Annotated in this window: 17 protein-coding genes; 7 read left to right on the top strand and 10 right to left on the bottom strand. The window is 71.7% G+C overall.

Annotation, left to right across the window (positions count from 1 at the left end; all coding sequences use genetic code 11):
* Positions 1–22: 22 nt before the first annotated feature.
* The gene (gene rsmD / locus AQI70_RS34610) at positions 23–610 is read right to left on the bottom strand and encodes a 16S rRNA (guanine(966)-N(2))-methyltransferase RsmD (RefSeq protein ID WP_062156407.1); all 588 of its coding nucleotides are present in this window, start codon (positions 608–610) and stop codon (positions 23–25) included.
* Positions 611–709: 99 nt separating this feature from the next.
* Positions 710–2917, bottom strand: coding sequence for an ATP-dependent DNA helicase RecG (gene recG, locus AQI70_RS34605; RefSeq protein ID WP_062156406.1), 2208 nt, complete (start codon positions 2915–2917; stop codon positions 710–712).
* A 192-nt stretch (positions 2918–3109) separates the two neighbouring features.
* Here recG and AQI70_RS34600 point away from each other — a divergent pair, with 192 nt between their 5' ends.
* Together AQI70_RS34600 and AQI70_RS34595 are read left to right on the top strand one after the other, a co-directional pair.
* Positions 3110–4954 (top strand): HSP90 family protein, encoded by a 1845-nt coding sequence (locus tag AQI70_RS34600; protein ID WP_062156405.1) that lies wholly within the window; start codon positions 3110–3112, stop codon positions 4952–4954.
* Complete coding sequence (locus AQI70_RS34595) at positions 4954–7887, top strand: tetratricopeptide repeat protein (protein WP_062156404.1); 2934 nt, start codon at positions 4954–4956, stop codon at positions 7885–7887. The genes AQI70_RS34600 and AQI70_RS34595 overlap by 1 nt, the downstream gene beginning before the upstream one ends.
* A 26-nt stretch (positions 7888–7913) precedes the next feature.
* Here the strand turns inward: AQI70_RS34595 and AQI70_RS34590 are convergent, their stop codons facing one another.
* The gene (locus AQI70_RS34590; protein ID WP_062156403.1) at positions 7914–9608 is read right to left on the bottom strand and encodes a DAK2 domain-containing protein; all 1695 of its coding nucleotides are present in this window, start codon (positions 9606–9608) and stop codon (positions 7914–7916) included.
* Between the two features lie 256 nt (positions 9609–9864).
* On the opposite strand from AQI70_RS34590, the gene rpmB reads away from it, so the two are divergent.
* Positions 9865–10050, top strand: a complete 186-nt coding sequence (gene rpmB / locus AQI70_RS34585) for a 50S ribosomal protein L28 (RefSeq protein WP_003993230.1) — start codon at positions 9865–9867, stop codon at positions 10048–10050.
* A 148-nt stretch (positions 10051–10198) separates the two neighbouring features.
* On the opposite strand, the gene thiD is transcribed toward rpmB, so the two are convergent.
* Both thiD and AQI70_RS34575 read right to left on the bottom strand, forming a co-directional pair.
* On the bottom strand, positions 10199–10987 hold the full coding sequence (gene thiD, locus AQI70_RS34580) for a bifunctional hydroxymethylpyrimidine kinase/phosphomethylpyrimidine kinase (RefSeq protein WP_062156402.1): 789 nt from the start codon (positions 10985–10987) through the stop codon (positions 10199–10201).
* Entirely contained in the window at positions 10984–11952 is a 969-nt protein-coding gene (locus tag AQI70_RS34575; RefSeq protein ID WP_003997602.1) for a thiamine-phosphate kinase, read from the bottom strand. The genes thiD and AQI70_RS34575 overlap by 4 nt, the downstream gene beginning before the upstream one ends.
* A gap of 206 nt (positions 11953–12158) precedes the next feature.
* Here AQI70_RS34575 and AQI70_RS34570 point away from each other — a divergent pair, with 206 nt between their 5' ends.
* Positions 12159–12392, top strand: coding sequence for an Lrp/AsnC family transcriptional regulator (locus AQI70_RS34570; protein WP_003997603.1), 234 nt, complete (start codon positions 12159–12161; stop codon positions 12390–12392).
* Positions 12393–12412: 20 nt separating this feature from the next.
* Positions 12413–12943 carry a DUF3515 domain-containing protein gene (locus tag AQI70_RS34565; RefSeq protein ID WP_062156401.1) on the top strand — a complete coding sequence of 177 codons (531 nt, stop codon included), beginning with the start codon at positions 12413–12415 and terminating at the stop codon, positions 12941–12943.
* Here AQI70_RS34565 and AQI70_RS34560 read toward each other — a convergent pair.
* Genes AQI70_RS34560 through AQI70_RS34550 form a run of 3 tightly spaced genes read right to left on the bottom strand, consistent with a single transcriptional unit; the run spans position 12936 to position 15956 of the window.
* Positions 12936–14093, bottom strand: coding sequence for a D-alanine--D-alanine ligase family protein (locus AQI70_RS34560; protein ID WP_062156400.1), 1158 nt, complete (start codon positions 14091–14093; stop codon positions 12936–12938). The genes AQI70_RS34565 and AQI70_RS34560 overlap by 8 nt on opposite strands.
* A 58-nt stretch (positions 14094–14151) precedes the next feature.
* Complete coding sequence (locus tag AQI70_RS34555) at positions 14152–15162, bottom strand: NAD(P)H-dependent glycerol-3-phosphate dehydrogenase (RefSeq protein ID WP_062156399.1); 1011 nt, start codon at positions 15160–15162, stop codon at positions 14152–14154.
* The gene (locus AQI70_RS34550) at positions 15159–15956 is read right to left on the bottom strand and encodes a lysophospholipid acyltransferase family protein (protein WP_062156398.1); all 798 of its coding nucleotides are present in this window, start codon (positions 15954–15956) and stop codon (positions 15159–15161) included. Before AQI70_RS34550 ends, AQI70_RS34555 begins: the two co-directional genes overlap by 4 nt.
* 169 nt (positions 15957–16125) lie before the next feature.
* Between AQI70_RS34550 and cofC the strand changes: the two genes are divergently transcribed.
* A complete protein-coding gene (cofC, locus tag AQI70_RS34545) occupies positions 16126–16764 on the top strand; it encodes a 2-phospho-L-lactate guanylyltransferase (RefSeq protein ID WP_062156397.1) in 639 nt (212 codons plus the stop codon).
* A 144-nt stretch (positions 16765–16908) separates the two neighbouring features.
* A complete protein-coding gene (locus tag AQI70_RS34540) occupies positions 16909–17112 on the top strand; it encodes a hypothetical protein (protein WP_062156396.1) in 204 nt (67 codons plus the stop codon).
* A 78-nt stretch (positions 17113–17190) separates the two neighbouring features.
* On the opposite strand, the gene AQI70_RS34535 is transcribed toward AQI70_RS34540, so the two are convergent.
* Complete coding sequence (locus AQI70_RS34535; RefSeq protein WP_062156395.1) at positions 17191–17835, bottom strand: HU family DNA-binding protein; 645 nt, start codon at positions 17833–17835, stop codon at positions 17191–17193.
* Between the two features lie 137 nt (positions 17836–17972).
* A complete protein-coding gene (locus AQI70_RS34530) occupies positions 17973–18203 on the bottom strand; it encodes an SCO5555 family protein (RefSeq protein WP_003997611.1) in 231 nt (76 codons plus the stop codon).
* Positions 18204–18224 lie beyond the last annotated feature (21 nt).

Here is an 18224-nt window from a genome sequence, read left to right as displayed (position 1 = left end):
GATCCCTCGCTCTCCGGTCCGGTCATCGTGCGTCTTCGCACGTAGAGGCGGCGCGACCGTACCAAAACGTTCCCTCGCCGTAGCGACGGGCCCGGATCGCCTCGAAGCCGTCCGGCCACCTGAATTCGCCGCCTCTGGTGCTGCGCTCCACGGTGACGAGCGCCTCGGGCGCGAGCCAGCCCCCCGAGCGGAGTGTGAGCAGAATCTCGCGAAGATCGTGATCTGAGACGCGGTACGGCGGGTCGAGGAAGACGATGTCGTACGGCTCGGCCGGCGGCGGTGCCTGGATGATCTGTTCGGCTTTGCCCGCCCTCACCTCGGCGCCGGGGAGGCCGAGATTCCTGACGTTCTCGCGGACGATGCGGGCCGCGCGGGCATCGGCCTCGACGAGGAGGGTGTGGCCGGCGCCGCGGGAGAGGGCTTCCAGGCCCACGGCGCCTGAACCCGCGTACAGGTCGAGGACCCGCTCGCCGTCCAGGGGGCCGCCCAGGAGGGACTGCCAGGTGGAGAAGAGGCCCTCGCGTGCGCGGTCGGAGGTTGGGCGGGTGCCGGTCCCTGGCGGGACTGCCAGGCGACGTCCGCCGGCTGCGCCGGCGATCACGCGGGTCATCTTCGGTCCTTGTTCGCGGGTGGTTACGGATTCAGTTTGACAGCAGGTCCGTCGTGGTTGCTCGCGCAGTTCCCCGCGCCCCTTACGGGGCGCCGCACTTCACCCCTTTTCCAAGTACTGCTCCCTTTCCTCGTCCAAGAGGGCGTCCAGGGCCGTCCGTAGGCCGGGAAGCTGCGTCAGCTCAGGGTCGGTGGCCACCAGCCTCGCCGCCTCCTCCCGTGCCTCGGCGATGATCTCCTCGTCCTCGATGACCGCGAGAACCCGCAGCGAGGAACGAGCGCCCGACTGCGCCTGCCCCAGGACGTCCCCCTCGCGGCGCTGTTCCAGGTCGATGCGGGAGAGTTCGAAGCCGTCGAGGGTGGAGGCGACCGCGTTCAGGCGCTGGCGGGCCGCGCTGGCCTCCGGCATGTCGGTGACCAGGAGACAGAGGCCGGGTGCGGAGCCTCGGCCCACCCGGCCGCGCAGCTGGTGGAGCTGGGAGACGCCGAAGCGGTCGGCGTCCATGATCACCATGGCGGTGGCGTTCGGGACGTTCACGCCGACCTCGATGACCGTCGTGGCGACCAGGACGTCTGTCTCGCCGGCGGCGAAGCGGCGCATGACGGCGTCCTTGTCGTCCGGTGCCATACGGCCGTGCAGGACCTCCACCCCGAGGCCTTGGAGAGGCCCCTTGGCGAGCTGGTCCGCCACGTCGAGGACCGCGAGCGGCGGGCGCTTGTCGGCCTCGTCCTCCGGGGACTTCTTCTTGCCGGCCTTCTTCGGGTCGTCCTCCTCGTCGCCGATGCGGGGGCAGACGACGTACGCCTGATGGCCGTTCTCGACCTCTTCCCGCACCCGTTCCCAGGCGCGGGCGAGGAAGTGGGGCTTGTCCGCGGCCGGGACGACATGGGAGGCGATGGGTGAGCGGCCGGCGGGGAGCTGGTCGAGGACCGAGGTCTCCAGGTCACCGAAGACGGTCATGGCGACCGTGCGGGGGATGGGCGTAGCCGTCATGACGAGCAGGTGGGGCGGCTGCTTGCCCTTGCCGCGCAGGGCGTCGCGCTGTTCGACGCCGAAGCGGTGCTGTTCGTCGACGACGACCAGGCCGAGGTCGTGGAACTGGACCTTGTCCTCGATCAACGCGTGCGTGCCGATCACGATCCCGGCCTCACCGGTGACGAGGTCGAGCAGGGCCTGGCGGCGGGCGGCGGCGCCCATGGACCCGGTCAGCAGGACCACCTTCGTGGCCTGGTCGGCGCCGCCCAGCATTCCGCCCTCGGCGAGTTCGCCCATCATCTCGACGATCGAGCGGTGGTGCTGCTGGGCGAGTACTTCGGTGGGCGCGAGCATGGCGGCCTGACCGCCCGCGTCGACGACGGCGAGCATGGCGCGCAGGGCCACCATCGTCTTTCCGGAGCCCACTTCCCCCTGGAGCAGGCGGTGCATCGGATGCTCCGTCGCCAGGTCGTCGAAGATTTCCTTGGAGACCTTCTGCTGGCCCTCGGTGAGGGTGAAGGGGAGGCGGTCGTCGAAGGCCGCGAGGAGGCCGTTCGGCTGGGGCTTGCGGGCGACCGCGGGGAGCTGGGCGTCGGCGCGGCGGCGGCGGGCGAGGGCCACCTGCAGGACGAAGGCCTCGTCCCACTTGAGGCGCGAGCGGGCGTCCTCGATGTCCGCCTTGGTGTGCGGGCGGTGGATCTTGAGCAGGGCCTCGGGAAGGGAGACCAGGCCGCGGCCCTCGCGGAGGGAGTCCGGGAGCGGATCGACGGCCTCCTGGACACTGGGCAGGACCGTCTGGACCGCCTTGCCGATCTTCCAGGACTCCAGTTTGGCGGTGGCCGGGTAGATGGGGATCAGGGCGCCCGCCCATGTCTCGACGGTTTCCTCCGCGTCACCGCGCAGCAACTCGTACGCCGGATGCGCCAGTTGCAGACGGCGGTTGAAGACGGAGACCTTGCCCGCGAACATCGCGCGTGTGCCCGGCAGCAGCTCCTTGTGCGGCTTGTGAACGCCGTTGCCGAAGAAGACGAGTTGGAGGCGGCCGCTGCCGTCCGTGATCGTGACTTCGAGGCGCTGGCCCTTGCCCCGCGGGGCCTTGGTGGAGGCGAAGGTGTGCAGGCGGGCGTCGGCGACCTGGGCCACGACCGTGACGTGCTCGTCCATGGGGAGGTCGGCGAGGTGGGTGAGCTGGCCGCGCTCCTCGTATCTGCGGGGGTAGTGGTGCAGGAGGTCGCCGACGGTGTGCAGGCCGAGGTGCTCGGCCATCACCTTCGCGGTGGGAGGGCCGAGCACTTTCTTCAGTGGTTGTTCCAGTGCGGGCACGAGATCCATTCCACACCACGGCACTGACAATTGCCGTAGAGGTCGCGGCGGCCGTGCCGGAAACGTCCCGGAAGCCCCTGGTCGGACGGCTCGATCCGGCTCTAGGATGGCGCGCTCCGGCCATCCTTTCCGCGGTCACCGCTTCACCGGGGCCGCCCGACCCCGCGCCGACGCGAACGTCCCCCCACCGGCGCAGCGACGATGGACTCCCAGACCTCACAGCCATCCCAGGCACCTCAGCCTCCCCGCTCACCCCAGACACCTCATACGTTCCAGGTCGACCTGCGTGGTCTGGTGGACCTGCTGTCCCATCACCTCTACTCCAGCCCGAAGGTCTACCTGCGCGAGCTGTTGCAGAACGCCGTCGACGCCATCACCGCCAGGCGCGCCGAGGAGCCGGGCGCGCCCGCCGTGGTGCGGCTGTACGCCGAGTCGGGCGCCCTGCGGGTCGAGGACTCCGGGGTCGGGCTCACCGAGGCGGACGTGCACAGCCTCCTCGCGACCATCGGGCGCAGCTCCAAGCGTGCCGAGGGGCTGCAGGAGGCCCGGTCCGAGTTCCTCGGGCAGTTCGGCATCGGCCTGCTGGCCTGTTTCGTGGTCGCCGAGCGGATCCGCGTCGTCAGCCGCAGCTCCCGTACGCCGGACGCGGCGCCCGTGGAGTGGACGGCGACGGACGACGGTTCGTACACCGTGCGGACGCTGCCGGACGACGCCCGCGCCGAACCGGGCACGACCGTGCACCTGGTGGCGCGGGCCGGGGCCGCCGAGTGGCTGGCCGAGGACCGGGTCCTGGCGCTGGCGCGCGACTTCGGCTCGCTGCTGCCGTACGACGTCCGGGTCGGCGGCGAGGCGGTCACCGACCTGCCCGCGCCCTGGGACCGGCCGTACCAGTCCCCCGCCACCCGGAGGGTGGCCCTGGCCCGGCACTGTCACGACCTGTTCGGCTTCACCCCGCTGGACTCGATCGAGCTGGACGTGCCGCTCGCCGGGATCCGCGGGGTGGCGTACGTCCTGCCCTCGGCGGTCAGCCCGGCCCAGCGAGCCGGTCATCGCGTCCATCTCAAGGGCATGCTGCTGACCGAGCGGGCCGAACAGCTGCTGCCGGACTGGGCGTTCTTCGTGCGGTGCGTGCTCGACACGGACAGCCTGCGGCCCACGGCCTCGCGGGAGTCGCTGTACGAGGACGAGACGCTGGCGGCCGTGCGGGAGGCGCTGGGCGAAAGGATTCGGTCCTGGCTGACGGCTCTGGCGGCCGGTGACCCGGAACGGCTGGCGGCCTTCCTGGCCGTGCATCACCTGGGCGTGAAGTCCCTCGCGCGGCACGACAAGGAGATGCTGCGCACGATGCTGCCGTGGCTGCCGTTCGAGACGACGGACGGACGGCTGTCCCTGGAGGAGTTCGCGCAGCGGCACCCGGTGGTGCACTTCACGCGGACCGTCGAGGAGTACCGGCAGGTCGCGCCGATCGCGTCGGCGCAGGGCGTCGGGGTGATCAACGGCGGTTACACGTACGACAGTGAGCTGGTCGAGGCGCTGCCTTCGGTACGGCCGGGCACCGTGGTCGCCGAACTGGACGCGGACACCGTGACCGCCCACCTGGACTGCGTCGATCCGGCCGAGGAGCTGGCCCTGTCGGGCTTCCTGGCGGCCGCGCGGGCCAAGCTCGACCCGCTGGGCTGTGACGTCGTCCTGCGCGCCTTCCATCCGCTGTCCGTGCCCGCGCTGCACCTCGACGACCGGGCGGCCCGGCACGAGCAGGCCCGTGCGGAGGCGGAGGAGCAGGCCGACGACCTGTGGGCGGGCATCCTCGGCTCGCTGCGCGGCAGCGCCCCCCGCGCGCGGCTCGTGCTCAACCACCTCAGCCCCCTGGTCCGCAGGATCAGCTCCCTGGGTGACCGGGAACTGATCGGCACCGCCACCGAGTCCCTCTACGGCCAGGCCCTGCTGATGGCGCAGCGCCCGCTCAGGCCCGCCGACTCGGCGCTGCTGAACCGGGCCTTCATCGGTCTGCTGGAGTGGGCCACGAACGGCGAGGAGGGCCGCTGATGGGCGAGATCACGGACTTCGACTCACTGCGCCGGGCGATGGCGGAGAACGGCGAGCAGCCGGAGGGTCCCGCCCGCAACGCGCGCGCGGAGCGGCTGCTCGCCGAGGCCGAGAAGCTGAACATCCCGCTCGCCGTGATCGAGGCGCTCGGACACCAGCTGAAGGTCTACAACTACAGCTCGGAGAAGGCGAAGATGTTCGTCCCCTTCGCGCGTCTGCTGCGCATGTGGGACGAGCGGCCCGAGGACTTCGACGAGGACGAGACGCACTCGCTGCACTGGGTCTTCAAGTGGATGTCGTCCGGCATGCTCGACCAGCCGCACATCCCGCTGGCCTCGATCGAGAAGTGGCTCGGTGAGATGGAGCACCGCTACCGGCTCGCCGGGCACTCCGAACGGGCCGTTCGCAGCGCCGAGTTCAGCGTGGCCGCGCATGTCGGGGACGTGGCCCGGGCCGAGCGGGCGTACGCCGCCTGGCTGGCCGCCGACCGGGACAGCATGGCCGACTGCCACGCCTGCGAGCTGCACGGGCAGGGGTGGTGGCAGGCGGAGCGGGGCCGGGACGTGGCGGCGCTGCGGCTGTGGGGGCCGGTCCTGGAGGGCGAGTTCACGTGCGCCCACGAGCCGCACACGGTCCTCGCGTCCTCCCTGGTGCCGCTGCTGCGCCTGGGCCGCGAGGACGAGGCCCGCGCCAACCATCTGCGGGGCTTCAGGCTCGTGCGGGCCATGGAGAGCATGCGCGGGGCGTACGCGGACCACGTGGAGTTCTGCGCGCTGACCGGGAACGAGGCGCGCGGCCTGGAGCTGCTCGCGGAGCGGCCGGCGTACTTCACGGACGACGGGCATCCGCGCAGCAAGCTGGACTTCATGGCGGTGGTGGCCCTGCTCATGGACCGCTTGAGCACGCTCGGGCTGGGTGATCAGCAGGTGCCGGGCCCGGCGGGCCGTGGCTGGACCGCTCGCGAACTCGCCGCCCACGCGCGCGGGGAGGCCCTCGCGCTGGCCGCGCGCTTCGACGAGCGCAACGGCACGGCGCACATCAGCGAGCGGGCACGCGCGCGTATGGCACAGCGGCCACTGGTGGAGCGGCTGCCGCTGGGGGTGCGTACGGCGGTGCGGACGACGACAGTGGCGGCGCCCGCGGCGGCCAGGGCCGGCGTGCCCGAGCACGCGGAGCCCGATCTGTCCACGCTGCTCGCCGAGGCGCGGCGGCTGTCGGACACCCTGCAGCCGAACGCCGTCGAGGCCTGGGCGGCGGTGTCGCGGGCTGCCGAGGGCGTCGAGCTGGACGCCCGCGACCGGGCGGAGATCGCCGACCACCGGGCGATGGACCTGGGCCCCGAGGGCATCGCCCTGTTCGAGCAGGCCGCCGAGCTGTACGCGGAGGCGGGCGACCCCGGGGAGGCCTTGGCGGCACGCGCGCGTGGAGCCTACGTACGCGCTCTCGCGGGCCAGCTCCCCGAGGCCCTCGCGGCGATCACCGACCTGTACGACCGGGTGCTCGCGCTGTACGCCGAGGACGGCACGGAGGTCCGGCAGACGGCGGCCGTGCTGATGAGCCGGGCGCGGATTCTGATGCGCCGGGTGCACGAGGCCGAGGACACGGTGGACCAAGCCGTCCTCGCCGACGCGGAGACCGCCGCCCGTGAGGTGCTCGCGCTCGTCGACGGGCGGGCCGGGGACGACGTGCGGCTGGCCTCCCGGGCCGCGGAGGCGCAGGCGATGCTCGCGGAGCTGGCGGCGCTCGCCGGGGACGTGGAGCGGGCCGCGGAGCTGTTCGCGCGGGCCTCGGCGGCGTTCGTCGGAGCGGGTCTGCCGTGGTTCGCGGTGGAGTACGAGGCCCGGCTGGCCGGGCTCGCGCACCATCTCGGCGACACCGCGGAGGCGGAGCGGGCGCTGCGCGCGGCCCTGGAGCACGGCGGACCGCATCTGGAGGCCCCGGGGCGGGCCCAGCTGCATCTGCAGCTGGCGGAGGTGCTCGGCGGCCGGGGGCTGCCCGAGGAGGCCGCCGAACACGCCCTTCAGGCGGCGCACTGGGCCGACGAGGCGGGCGAGAGCCGCACGCTGGGCGCCTGGGCGCGGCACCAGCTCGGCGGGGTCCTGCTGCGGCAGGGGCGGTTCGCGGAGGCCGCCGAGGTGCTGGAGTCGGCGCTGCCCGACCTGAGCGCCGAGACGCACGGCGAGGGCCTGGTCGTCCAGACGCAGTGGTGGCTCGGCGACTGCCTGAGCGAGCTCGGCGAACACCGCGCCGCGGCGGAACGCCGGCTGCAGGCGGCCGAGACCGCCCGGCACTGGCCCGAGCAGCACGACCACGCCACGCTCGCCCATCTCGCCGCCGAGTCCCTCGGCCACGCGGGGCTCCTCTCCGAGGCCGACGAGGCCTACACGCGCGCGGGCACCCTGTGGCGCGACCTCGGCAACGTCCACGGCCTCGTCCGCTCCCTGCGCGCCCGGGCGTGGCTGGCGCTGCGCGTGGCGGACCGGGACGACAGGGCGTCGGAGCTGATGGCCGACGCGGTCGGGGAGTGCGCGGCGGCGCTGGCGGCGGCGCACGACGAGGAGGCGCGAGACCGGCTCACCGCCGAACTCGGTCAGACCCATCGCCAGTTCGGCGACCTGCTCGCCCGTTCCGCCGCCGAGGACGCCGAGGACGAGTCGATCCGGGCCGCGCTGGAGGCGGCCCTGACCCAGGTGACCCGGGCCGTCGAGGTGTTCGCCTCCCTCGGCGACGAGGCCCTGCACAGCCGCACCGGCGCCGAACTCGCCGCGGGCTGGCTGGAGGCCGACCTGGGCCGTCCGGCACAGGCCGCGGCACGCGCGCGTGCGGTGCTGGCGGCGTACGAAGGCTCCGGCGAGAACGCCGAGGCGGCCGAGGAGCGCCGGGCGGAAGCCGGGCAGATGCTTCAGGTGGTGGAGGAACGGGACCCGCGCTAGCCCCCCCGCCGGGCTCGGCAAGGCGCTCACTCCACGCCGATGAGCAGCAGTGCCCCTTGCCGCCCGCCCCGGTACACCACCGTGTCGACGGCGAGGTAGGCCTCACGCACGCGTGCCTCCAGGTGCTCGGCGATCGCCTCGGGCGCCTCGTCGCCGAGGACGAGGGTGACGAGTTCGCCGCCGGCCGAGAGCATGCGGTCGAGGACGGTCTCGGCGGTGGCCGTGACGTCCGAGCCGATCACGGCCACGTCGCCGTCGATGAGGCCGAGGACGTCGCCGGCCTGGCAGATGCCGGCCATGGTCCAGGACTGGCGCTCGGCGACGGCGACCTCGGCGTACCGGGTGGCACCGGCCGCCGAGGTCATCGACACCACGTCCTCGTCGAAGCGGCGCTCCGGCTCGTGCACGGCGAGCGCCGCGATGCCCTGGACCGCCGAGCGGGTCGGGATCAGCGCGACACGGATGCCCTCCGTGCGGACCTGCTCGGCCGCCGCGGCCGCGGTGTGGCGCAGCTCGGCGTCGTTGGGCAGCAGCACGACCTCGCGCGCGTGGGCGCGCCGTACCGCCTCCACGAGCTCGCCGCTCGCGGGCGGCTCCCCGGGACGGGCGAGGACGGTGGTGGCACCGGCCTCGGTGTACAGCCCGGCCAGGCCCTCACCGGGCACGACGGCGACCACGGCACGCTGGGCCCGCTCCGGGGCCGGCCGCTCACCCCCCGTGGTGTGCACGTCGCCGGCCCCGAAGTGGGTGATCCGGATCCGGTACGGCCGTCCGGCCTCGACGCCGGCTTCCACGGCGGCACCGGCGTCGTCGACGTGCACGTGCACGTTCCACAGCCCGTCGCCCCCGACCACGACCAGCGAGTCCCCGAGGGTGTCGAGCCGCTCCCGCAGCCGCGCCACGGCCGCGTCGTCGGCCTCCAGGAGGTAGATCACCTCGAACGCGGGGCCGCCCGCCTGCAGGACGTCAGCGCACTCCTCGGCGGCGGCGAGGGGGGCGCTGTCACCAGCGGCAGCGGCGGGGTGCGGAGCGCCCTCCACGCGCGCGTGCACCCCGGAGACCGCGGCGACCGTCTCCCCCGTGAACGTCTCCACCAGCGCACCCAGCACCGCCACCAGTCCGCGTCCGCCGGCGTCGACCACCCCCGCGCGCTCCAGGACCGCCAGCTGCCCGGGCGTCGCGGCCAGCGCCGCACGCGCCCCCTCGTAGGCCGCCCGGGCGACCGCCCCGCAGTCGTCGCCCTCGGCCCCACCGGCCGCGTCCGCGGCGGCCGAGGCGACCGTGAGGACGGTGCCCTCGACGGGGTGGGCCACGGCCTGGCGGGCGGAGTCGGCCGCGTGCCGCAGGGCGAGACGGAGACCGGGACCATCGGTGTGAGCCGTCTCACCGTCGGTGGCGAGCACCTGCGCCATGCCGCGCAGCAGCTGGGCGAGGATCGTCCCGGAGTTCCCCCGGGCGCCGATCAGGGCCCCGTGCGCCATCGCGCGGACGGCGTCCGCGAGGGTGGGCCTGCCCACGTCGTACGCGGTGAACACGGCCTCCACCGCCGCGACCGCCGACTCCACCGTCAGATACAGGTTCGTGCCGGTGTCCCCGTCGGCCACGGGATAGACGTTGATCGCGTCGATCTCCTCACGCGCGCGACCGAGCGACTCCAGCGCGAGGCCGCACCAGGTGCGCACCGCGAGAGCATCGAAGAATGTCTGCGGCACCTGCGCCACCTGCGCCTCCCTGAGCTGCTGGACGTGGCACGCAGCGTAGACCCAGGGCCGGTGCGCACCGGAAGAGGGCCGGGAGCGGGCCCCTGAGCAGCCATGGTAGTTTCGTTCTGCTGGCGCAGCCGTTGTATGCTGCTCCGGTTGCCCGATCCACATCGGGCCGTTCCCCTGGCACCGCCACTCAGATCTCTGATCCTAGATCTTGATCCCGGCATGCCGGGATTAACCGTAAGTGCATCTGAAGTCTTTGGAGTGACCCGTGGCTGCCAACTGCGACGTCTGCGGCAAGGGGCCGGGCTTCGGCAACAACATCTCGCACTCGCACCGCCGTACGTCCCGCCGCTGGAACCCGAACATCCAGCGTGTGCGTACCGTGGTCGGCGGGACGCCGAAGCGCGTGAACGCCTGCACCTCGTGCATCAAGGCCGGCAAGGTCTCGCGCTGACGCTCAGCTGAGCGCGCGGCCACTGCTGGTTCGCCGCACGAAGCCGGTCCACCTCTGGTGGACCGGCTTTTTGCTGTGCCCATGAAATTGCTGTGCCCATGGAACCAACCGAAAATTGCTGTGCCCATGGAACCAACCGAGCCCAGGATCAGGGCGTCCTGAACCGCCACCCGTGATCCACCGGCCCGATCCCCCCGCCGAGCGCGAACCCAGCCTTGATCGCCCCGGTGACGTACTCCTTGGCCGCCGCCACCGCCTCCGGCACCGACAGTCCCTTCGCCAGCCCCGAAGCGACCGCGGAGGCGAGTGTGCACCCCGTCCCGTGGGTGTGCCGGTTGTCGTGCCGAGGCGCCCGCAGCCAGTGCTCCTCGGAGCCGTCCGTGAGCAGATCGACGGCGTCGCCGGGCAGATGACCGCCCTTGATCAGCACCCACCGCGGCCCGTACGCCAGAACGGCCGCCGCGGCCTCCCTCAGCTGCTCCTCCGCCTCGACGCGGACGCCCGTCAACTGCGCCACCTCGTCCAGGTTCGGCGTCGCCACGGTCGCCACCGGCAGCAGCTTCGTACGCACCGAATCGAGCGCGGAAGCCGCGAGCAGCGAATCGCCGTGCTTGGAGACCCCCACCGGGTCGATCACCGCCGGCGCGTCCGTCGCCCCGATCAACTCGGCCACCGTCTCGACCAGTTCGGCCGACGCGAGCATCCCCGTCTTGACCGCCTGTACGCCGATGTCGTCGACGACACTGCGGTACTGCGCCCGCACGGCCTCCACCGGGAGTTCCCAGGCGCCCTGCACGCCAAGGGAGTTCTGGGCCGTGACCGCGGTGATCACGCTCATGCCGTGCACGCCGAGCGCGAGCATCGTCTTCAGGTCGGCCTGGATGCCCGCACCCCCGCCGGAGTCGGAGCCCGCCACCGTAAGGACGTTGGGAATCATGACTCGATGTCCCCGCCGAAGTGGTCCCAGCCGCCCTTGCTGGTCCAGGGCGCCCCGTCCACCGTCACCTGGGGCAGCGCCGAGGGGTTGAGCACCTCGCCGATGACCTTCCAGCGGGCCGGGAGCTTCACGTCCGGCGGGAAGGTCGCCACGATCGCGTGGTCCTCTCCCCCGGTCAGCACCCACTGCATGGGGTCGACGCCGACGGCCTGCCCGATGTCGTTCATCTGGGTCGGGATGTCGATCGCGCCGGACCGGATGTCGATACGGACCTTGCTGGCCTCGGCGATGTGCCCGAGGTCGGCGATCAGCCCGTCGCTCACGTCGCACATGGCGGTCGCGCCCAGCGCTGCGGCGGCCGGACCCGCGTGATACGGCGGCTCGGGACGCCGGTGCGCCTCCACGAAGGCGCGCGGCGAGCGGAAACCGCGCGAGAGCACGGCGTATCCGGCCGCGGACCAGCCCAGCCAGCCGGTCACCGCGACGAGGTCGCCGGGCTGCGCGCCGGCCCGCGTCACGGGCTCCTGGTTGCGCAGATCGCCGAGCGCGGTGATCGACACCATGATCGAGTCGCCTCGTACGACGTCTCCGCCGACCACCGACGCGCCCGCGACCTGGCACTCGTCGCGCAGGCCGTCCATCAGCTCGCTGGGCCAGGTCACCGGGAGTTCGGCCGGCACGACCAGGCCGAGCAGCAGGGCGGTCGGTACGGCGCCCATGGCGGCGATGTCCGCGAGGTTCTGCGCGGCGGCCTTGCGGCCGACGTCGTAGGCCGTGGACCAGTCGCGCCGGAAGTGCCGTCCCTCCAGCAGGATGTCGGTGCTGGCGACCACCCTGCGGTCGGGCGCGGCCACCACCGCGGCGTCGTCGCCGGGGCCGACCCGGACCGCCGGGGTGGTGGTGAGACGGGAGGTGAGCTCCCTGATGAGCCCGAACTCACCGAGCTCACCAACAGTGCCCTTCATTTCCCTTACGCCCCTTCTGTCCCTGTCCGCACCCGGTCGCGCGTCCCTACGGTCCTCGTTACGGTCGAGGTGTACGTCAACTTCTGTCGTGCCTGCACCCCGGCGCGCAAGCCCCGGTCCCCGTAGGTCTCCCCGCGGCGAGCGGCGACGCGATACCGTGGCGTTCCTTTTCCCCACATGATCCTCGTGGCCGCCCTGGAGGTTCCGTGGTACAGGCGTACATCCTGATCCAGACGGAGGTCGGCAAGGCGTCGACCGTCGCTGAGACGATCAGCAAGATCCCTGGAGTCATCCAGGCCGAGGACGTGACGGGACCGTACGACGTCATCGTGCGCGCCCAGGCCGACACGGTCGACGACCTGGGGCGCATGGTGGTCGCGAAGGTCCAGCAAGTGGACGGCATCACCCGCACTCTGACCTGCCCGGTCGTACATCTGTAGCCCCCGTCTACCCTTGGCCGGTGAACTCTTTCCGTCACCGGCACATTTCTGTCATCGGGCTTCCCGCGCTCGTCCTGCTGATCACAGCCGCGGGCTGCTCATCAGCAGACGGCAACGCGTCCGCGGCGGTTCCCAGCCCCGACGCGAAGACCACGAAGCTGTGCCAGAGCCTGGACGAGGTGCTGCCGGCCAAGGTGGACGGTGAGAGCCGGGAGGATCCCTCGCCCGCGTCCGCGCTGACGGCGGGCTGGGGGGACTCGGCGATCATACTGCGGTGCGGTGTGCCCCGGCCGCCGAAGATGATCGATCCGAAGGTGGCCGAGGGCCGTGACCCGGACGCGGTGGCCGGTGGCGTGGAAGGCGTCCGGTGGCTGATGGAGAAGCAGGACGGCGGTGGGTACCGGTTCACGACCGCGAGCCGTCGCGCGTATGTCGAGGTCACCGTGGAGAAGGGCCCGGACAACTCGGGTGTGCTGATCGACCTGGCCCCGGCCATCAAGAAGGCGATCCCCGAGGGGATCGCCAATCTGAAGGTCACACCTGCTACCTGAGCCCGGTGGACCGCCGCAACGCCGCCTGGATCAGCTTGTCGACCAGGTCCGGGTAGCTGATCCCGCTCGCCTGCCACATCTGCGGATACATCGAGATCGGCGTGAAACCGGGCATCGTGTTGATCTCGTTGATCACGAACTCGCCCTCCTCCGTGAGGAAGAAGTCCGCGCGCACCAGGCCCTCGCACGAGGCCGCCTCGAAGGCGTCCACCGCCAGGCGCTGCACCTCGGCCGTCTCCTCCGGCGTCAGGGGCGCCGGCACGATCCCGGGCGTCGAGTCGATGTACTTGGCCTCGAAGTCGTAGTACGCGTGGGCGTCCGGCGGCGGGATCTCGGCGGGGGCGGAGGCACGCGGGCCGTCCTCGAACTCAAGCACCCCGCACTCGATCTCACGGCCGCGCAGCGCCGTCTCGACGAGGATCTTCGGGTCGTGCCGCTGGGCCTCGGCGATGGCGTCGTCCAGGCCGGACAGGTCGTCGACCTTGGTGATGCCGATCGACGAGCCCGCGCGCGCGGGCTTCACGAAGAGCGGCCAGCCATGGTCGCCGGCGAGGTCGATGATCTTCTTGCGGGCGGCGGACTCGTCCCGCTCCCACTCACGCGGCCGGATCACCACGTACGGGCCCACCTTCAGCCCGAACGAGGTGAACACCCGCTTCATGTACTCCTTGTCCTGGCCGACGGCCGAGGCGAGCACGCCCGAACCCACGTACGGCACGCCGGAGAGCTCCAGGAGGCCCTGGAGGGTGCCGTCCTCGCCGTACGGGCCGTGGAGCACCGGAAACACCACGTCGATCTCACCGAGGGCCTTGGGCACCGATCCGGGCTCGCTGTAGACGACTTCGCGGTTGGCCGGGTCCACGGAGAGCACCACGCCGCCCTCGCCGGAGTCGGCGAGATCCTCGACCTCGGGCGTACGGCGATCGGTGATCGCCATCCGTTCCGGTTCGTCGGCCGTGAGCACCCAGCGGCCTTCGCGCGTGATGCCGATCGGCAGGACGTCGTACTTCGTCCGGTCGATCGCACGCAGTACGGCGCCGGCGGTCACCATGGAGATCCCGTGCTCGGAGCTGCGACCGCCGAACACGACGGCCACACGCGGCTTGCGGGGCGGCTGGTCAGGGCTCTGGGGGAGGTTCTCGGTGCTCATATCGCGTTGAGCGTACCCGCCCGTAGGGTCCCAGTCAGCGTCCGGAGGGTGCGTTCGCTCAGCGTCGCTCCGGCTTCGCGCTACGCGACATCAGCTCCTTCAGCGCGACCACCGGCGGCTTGCCCTCGTGCACGATCCCGACGACCGTCTCCGTGATGGGCATGTCGACGCCGTGCCTGCGGGCCAGATCCAGCACGGACTCACAGGACTTGACGCCCTCGGCGGTCTGCTTGGTGACCGCGATGGTCTCCTCCAGGGTCATGCCCTTGCCGAGGTTGGTGCCGAAGGTGTGGTTGCGGGACAGCGGCGAGGAGCAGGTCGCCACCAGGTCGCCCAGGCCCGCCAGTCCGGAGAAGGTCAGCGGGTTGGCGCCCAGCACGACACCCAGCCGGGCGGTCTCGGCGAGCCCGCGCGTGATGAGCGAGCCCTTGGCATTGTCGCCGAGCCCCATGCCGTCCGCGATGCCGACGGCGAGGCCGATGACGTTCTTCACGGCACCGCCCAGCTCGCAGCCGACGACGTCCGTCTCGGTGTACGGCCGGAAGTACGGCGTATGGCAGGCGGACTGGAGCCGCTGGGCGACGGACTCGTCCGTGCAGGCGACCACCGCGGCGGCCGGCATGCGGGCTGCGATCTCGCGGGCGAGGTTGGGCCCGGTGACCACGGCGATCCGGTCCTGGCCGACCTTGGCGACATCCTCGATGACCTCGCTCATCCGCATCGCGGAGCCGAGTTCGACGCCCTTCATCAGCGAGACGAGGACGGTGCCGGGCGTGAGCAGCGGCGTCCATTCGGCGAGGTTGCCGCGCAGCGTCTGGGAGGGGATGGCGAGCACGGTGAAGTCGGCGTCGTGCAGGGCCTCGGCGGCGTCCGGCGTGGCCCGCAGGTTCTCCGGGAGCTCCACACCGGGGAGGTAGTCGGGGTTCGTACGCGTGGAGTTGACCGCTTCCGCGAGTTCGGCGCGGCGCGCCCAGAGGGTCACCTCGCAGCCGGCGTCGGCGAGGACCATGCCGAAGGCGGTGCCCCACGACCCGGTGCCCATGACGGCCGCCTTGACGGGGTTGCTCACGTGCCCTGCCCCTCTTCCTGCTCGGCCTTCTGCTGTGTCTGCGTCTGCGTCTGCCGGTTCTGCGCCGCGGTCCTGCGCCGCTGCTCGATGCGCTCCCGGCGCGGGTCGTACGGCGTCTCGGGCGCCTTCTCGCCGCGGATCTCCTCCAGCTGGCGGGTGATGGCGGCCATGATGACCTCGGTCGCCTCCTTGAGGAGCTCCGGGGTCATCTCCTTGTCGTAGAAGCGCGAGAGGTCCACGGGCGGGCCCGCGAGCACCCGGTGGGTCTTGCGCGGAAGGAGGTTGGGCTTCTTGGCGTAGGGCGGCAGCAATTCGTTGGCGCCCCACTGGGCGACCGGGATCACCGGGCACTTGGTCTGCAGGGCGACGCGTGCGGCGCCGGTCTTGCCGGTCATGGGCCACTGGTCCGGGTCGCGCGTGAGGGTTCCCTCGGGGTAGAACGCGACGCACTCGCCCCGCTCCACGGCGGCGATCGCGGCCCGGAAGGCGCTCAGCGCGTCCGTGGTCTCCCGGTAGACGGGGATCTGCCCGGTGCCGCGCATCGCGGCGCCGACGAATCCCTTCTTGAAAAGCCCGCTCTTCGCCAGGAATCGCGGAACCCGGCCGGTGTTGTACTGAAAGTGCGCGTATGCGAAGGGATCGATGTGCGAATTGTGGTTCACCGCGGTGATAAATCCGCCCTCGGCCGGAATGTGCTCCATTCCACGCCAGTCCCGCTTGATCAGAACCACCAGCGGCGGTTTGCAGAGCACCGCGGCGAAGCGATACCAGAAGCCGATTCTGCGGCGGGGCACGCGGACACCTTCCTCTAGGGATCAAGGACATCGGGCCGGGGGGCCGCACAAGTGTCGCCCCAGGCCGCCGGTCTGTCGAGAACACCGTACGCCTCGCCGCCGTAACTGCCGGATGCCCATGGTGACGCCTGAGTGAGAATGGCCGCGACTAGAGAGGGACGAAACGCTGGTGCAGTGGACCTTGGTCATACCCCTGAAGCCCTTGGCGCGGGCGAAGAGCAGGCTCTCGGACACCGCCGCGGACGGGCTGCGCCCCGGCCTGGCCCTCGCGTTCGCCCAGGACACGGTGGCGGCGGCGCTGGCCTGTGCGGCGGTGAAGGATGTGGCGGTCGTCACGGACGACACCCTGGCCGGCCGCGAGCTGGGCGCACTTGGCGCCCACATCGTCGCCGACGAGCCGGGCGGCGGCCTGAACGCGGCGCTGGCGCACGCGGCGGCGGTCGTACGGTCGTCCCGCCCGGACAGTGCCGTGGCGGCCCTGAACGCCGATCTCCCCGCCCTGCGCCCGCTGGAATTGGCCCGGGTCCTGGACTCGGCGGCGGAATTCCCCCGCGCTTTTCTCTCCGACGCCGCGGCAATCGGCACGACCTTGCTGGCCGCCGCTCCCGGCCGGGAATTGCGTCCGGCATTCGGCGCGGATTCCCGGGCTCGTCATGGCGCCTCGGGGGCGGTGGAGCTCCGTCTCGACGAGGTGGACTCCGTACGCCAGGACGTGGACACCGGCGATGACCTGCGCGCGGCCCTGGCCCTGGGGGTGGGCCCCCGTACGGCGGCGATGGCGGCACGGCTACTGATCGAGGGCAAGTGACCGACGCGCCCCGAAGGGGCCCGGGGCTGTACCGATATGCGGCCCCGCCGCGCGGGCAGGACCAGCCACGACGGCCCGCGCCCGGCAGTGAGCCGAAAGCCCCTCAGCGCGCCCTCTCGCCCGGCGGACATTAGGCTGGCCGCCATGCAGGCCACCGCTTACACCTACGACGCCGACACCCGCAGCGGCAGCGTGCTGCTGGACGACGGCACCCCCGTCCCCTTCGACGCCCCGGCGTTCGACGCGGGCGGCCTGAGGCTGCTGCGCCCCGGCCAGCGGGTGCGCATCGAGACGGAGGGCGAGGGCGAGTCCAGGCGCATCACGCTGGTGACGCTGCAGACCTTCTGAACTGCGCCGATCCCCGAACACGCCGCGGGCCGGGCTCCCTACGGAGTCCGGCCCGGCGCGTGAGTGCCCTGTGCGGTCCTACCTGCTGCGGGTGCTGGTCCTCTTGGCGGTGGACTTGCGCGCCGTCGACTTCTTGGCGGGCGCCTTCTTGGCGGGCGCCTTCTTCGCCGGGGCCTTCTTGGCCGTCGCCTTCTTCGCGGTGGTCTTCTTCGCCGCGGTGGTCTTGGCGGCCGTCGTGGTCTTCTTGGCGGGCGCCTTCTTCGCCGTGGTCTTCTTGGCGGTGGCGGCCTTCTTCGCCGTCGGCGCCGCCTTCTTCGCCGTCGTCTTCTTCGCGGCCGCCTTGGTGGTCTTCTTCGCGGCGGCCTTCTTGACCGTAGCCGCGGCACCACCGGTCAGGCTGCCCTTGGGCGCCTTCTTGACGGCGACCTCGCCGCCCCGCGGGAGCTTCTTCGAGCCGCTCACCAGGTCCTTGAAGCCCTGACCCGCGCGGAAACGCGGAACGGAGGTCTTCTTGACCCGAACCCGCTCGCCCGTCTGGGGGTTACGGGCGTAACGAGCCGGACGGTCGACCTTCTCGAACGAACCGAAGCCGGTGACCGAGACCCGCTCACCGGCGACGACCGCGCGGACGATGGCGTCCAGTACATGGTCGACAGCATCGGCGGCCTGCTGGCGGCCGCCCATCTTGTCGGCAATCGCTTCTACGAGCTGCGCCTTGTTCACGTCTTCCCCTTCGGAGACATCGCCAGAACGAAAGTGTTCAAGCTTTTTCGCACGTTAGGCAGATATATACCGCAAATCAAACACGAAACGGGCTAATCACCCTTGTGCCGCAACGGACTCGGCGATCTCGAAGGTGTTCAGCGTTCCTCTTCGGGGAATCGCCCCGCGTCGAGGTCCGCGATGAACCGCTCCAGACGCCTTGTCGCTTCGGCGACGTCGTGCTTGGCCGCGGCCGTAATGACCAGCAGCTTCCGGGTCAGCGCCATCCGTACGCCCTCCGGGACTTGCAGTGCGCGCACCCTTGCGTGCGCTTCCTTGAGTTGGTCCGCGACTGCCGCATAGAGCTCGAGTTGGCCGTCGTGTTCCATGCACAGATTGTGCCATCTGGG

The sequence above is a fragment of the Streptomyces curacoi genome (assembly GCF_001513975.1).
GTDB lineage: Bacteria > Actinomycetota > Actinomycetes > Streptomycetales > Streptomycetaceae > Streptomyces > Streptomyces curacoi.
Note: the sequence above shows the minus strand (reverse complement) of the source record. Positions and strands in the feature narration are given on the sequence as shown.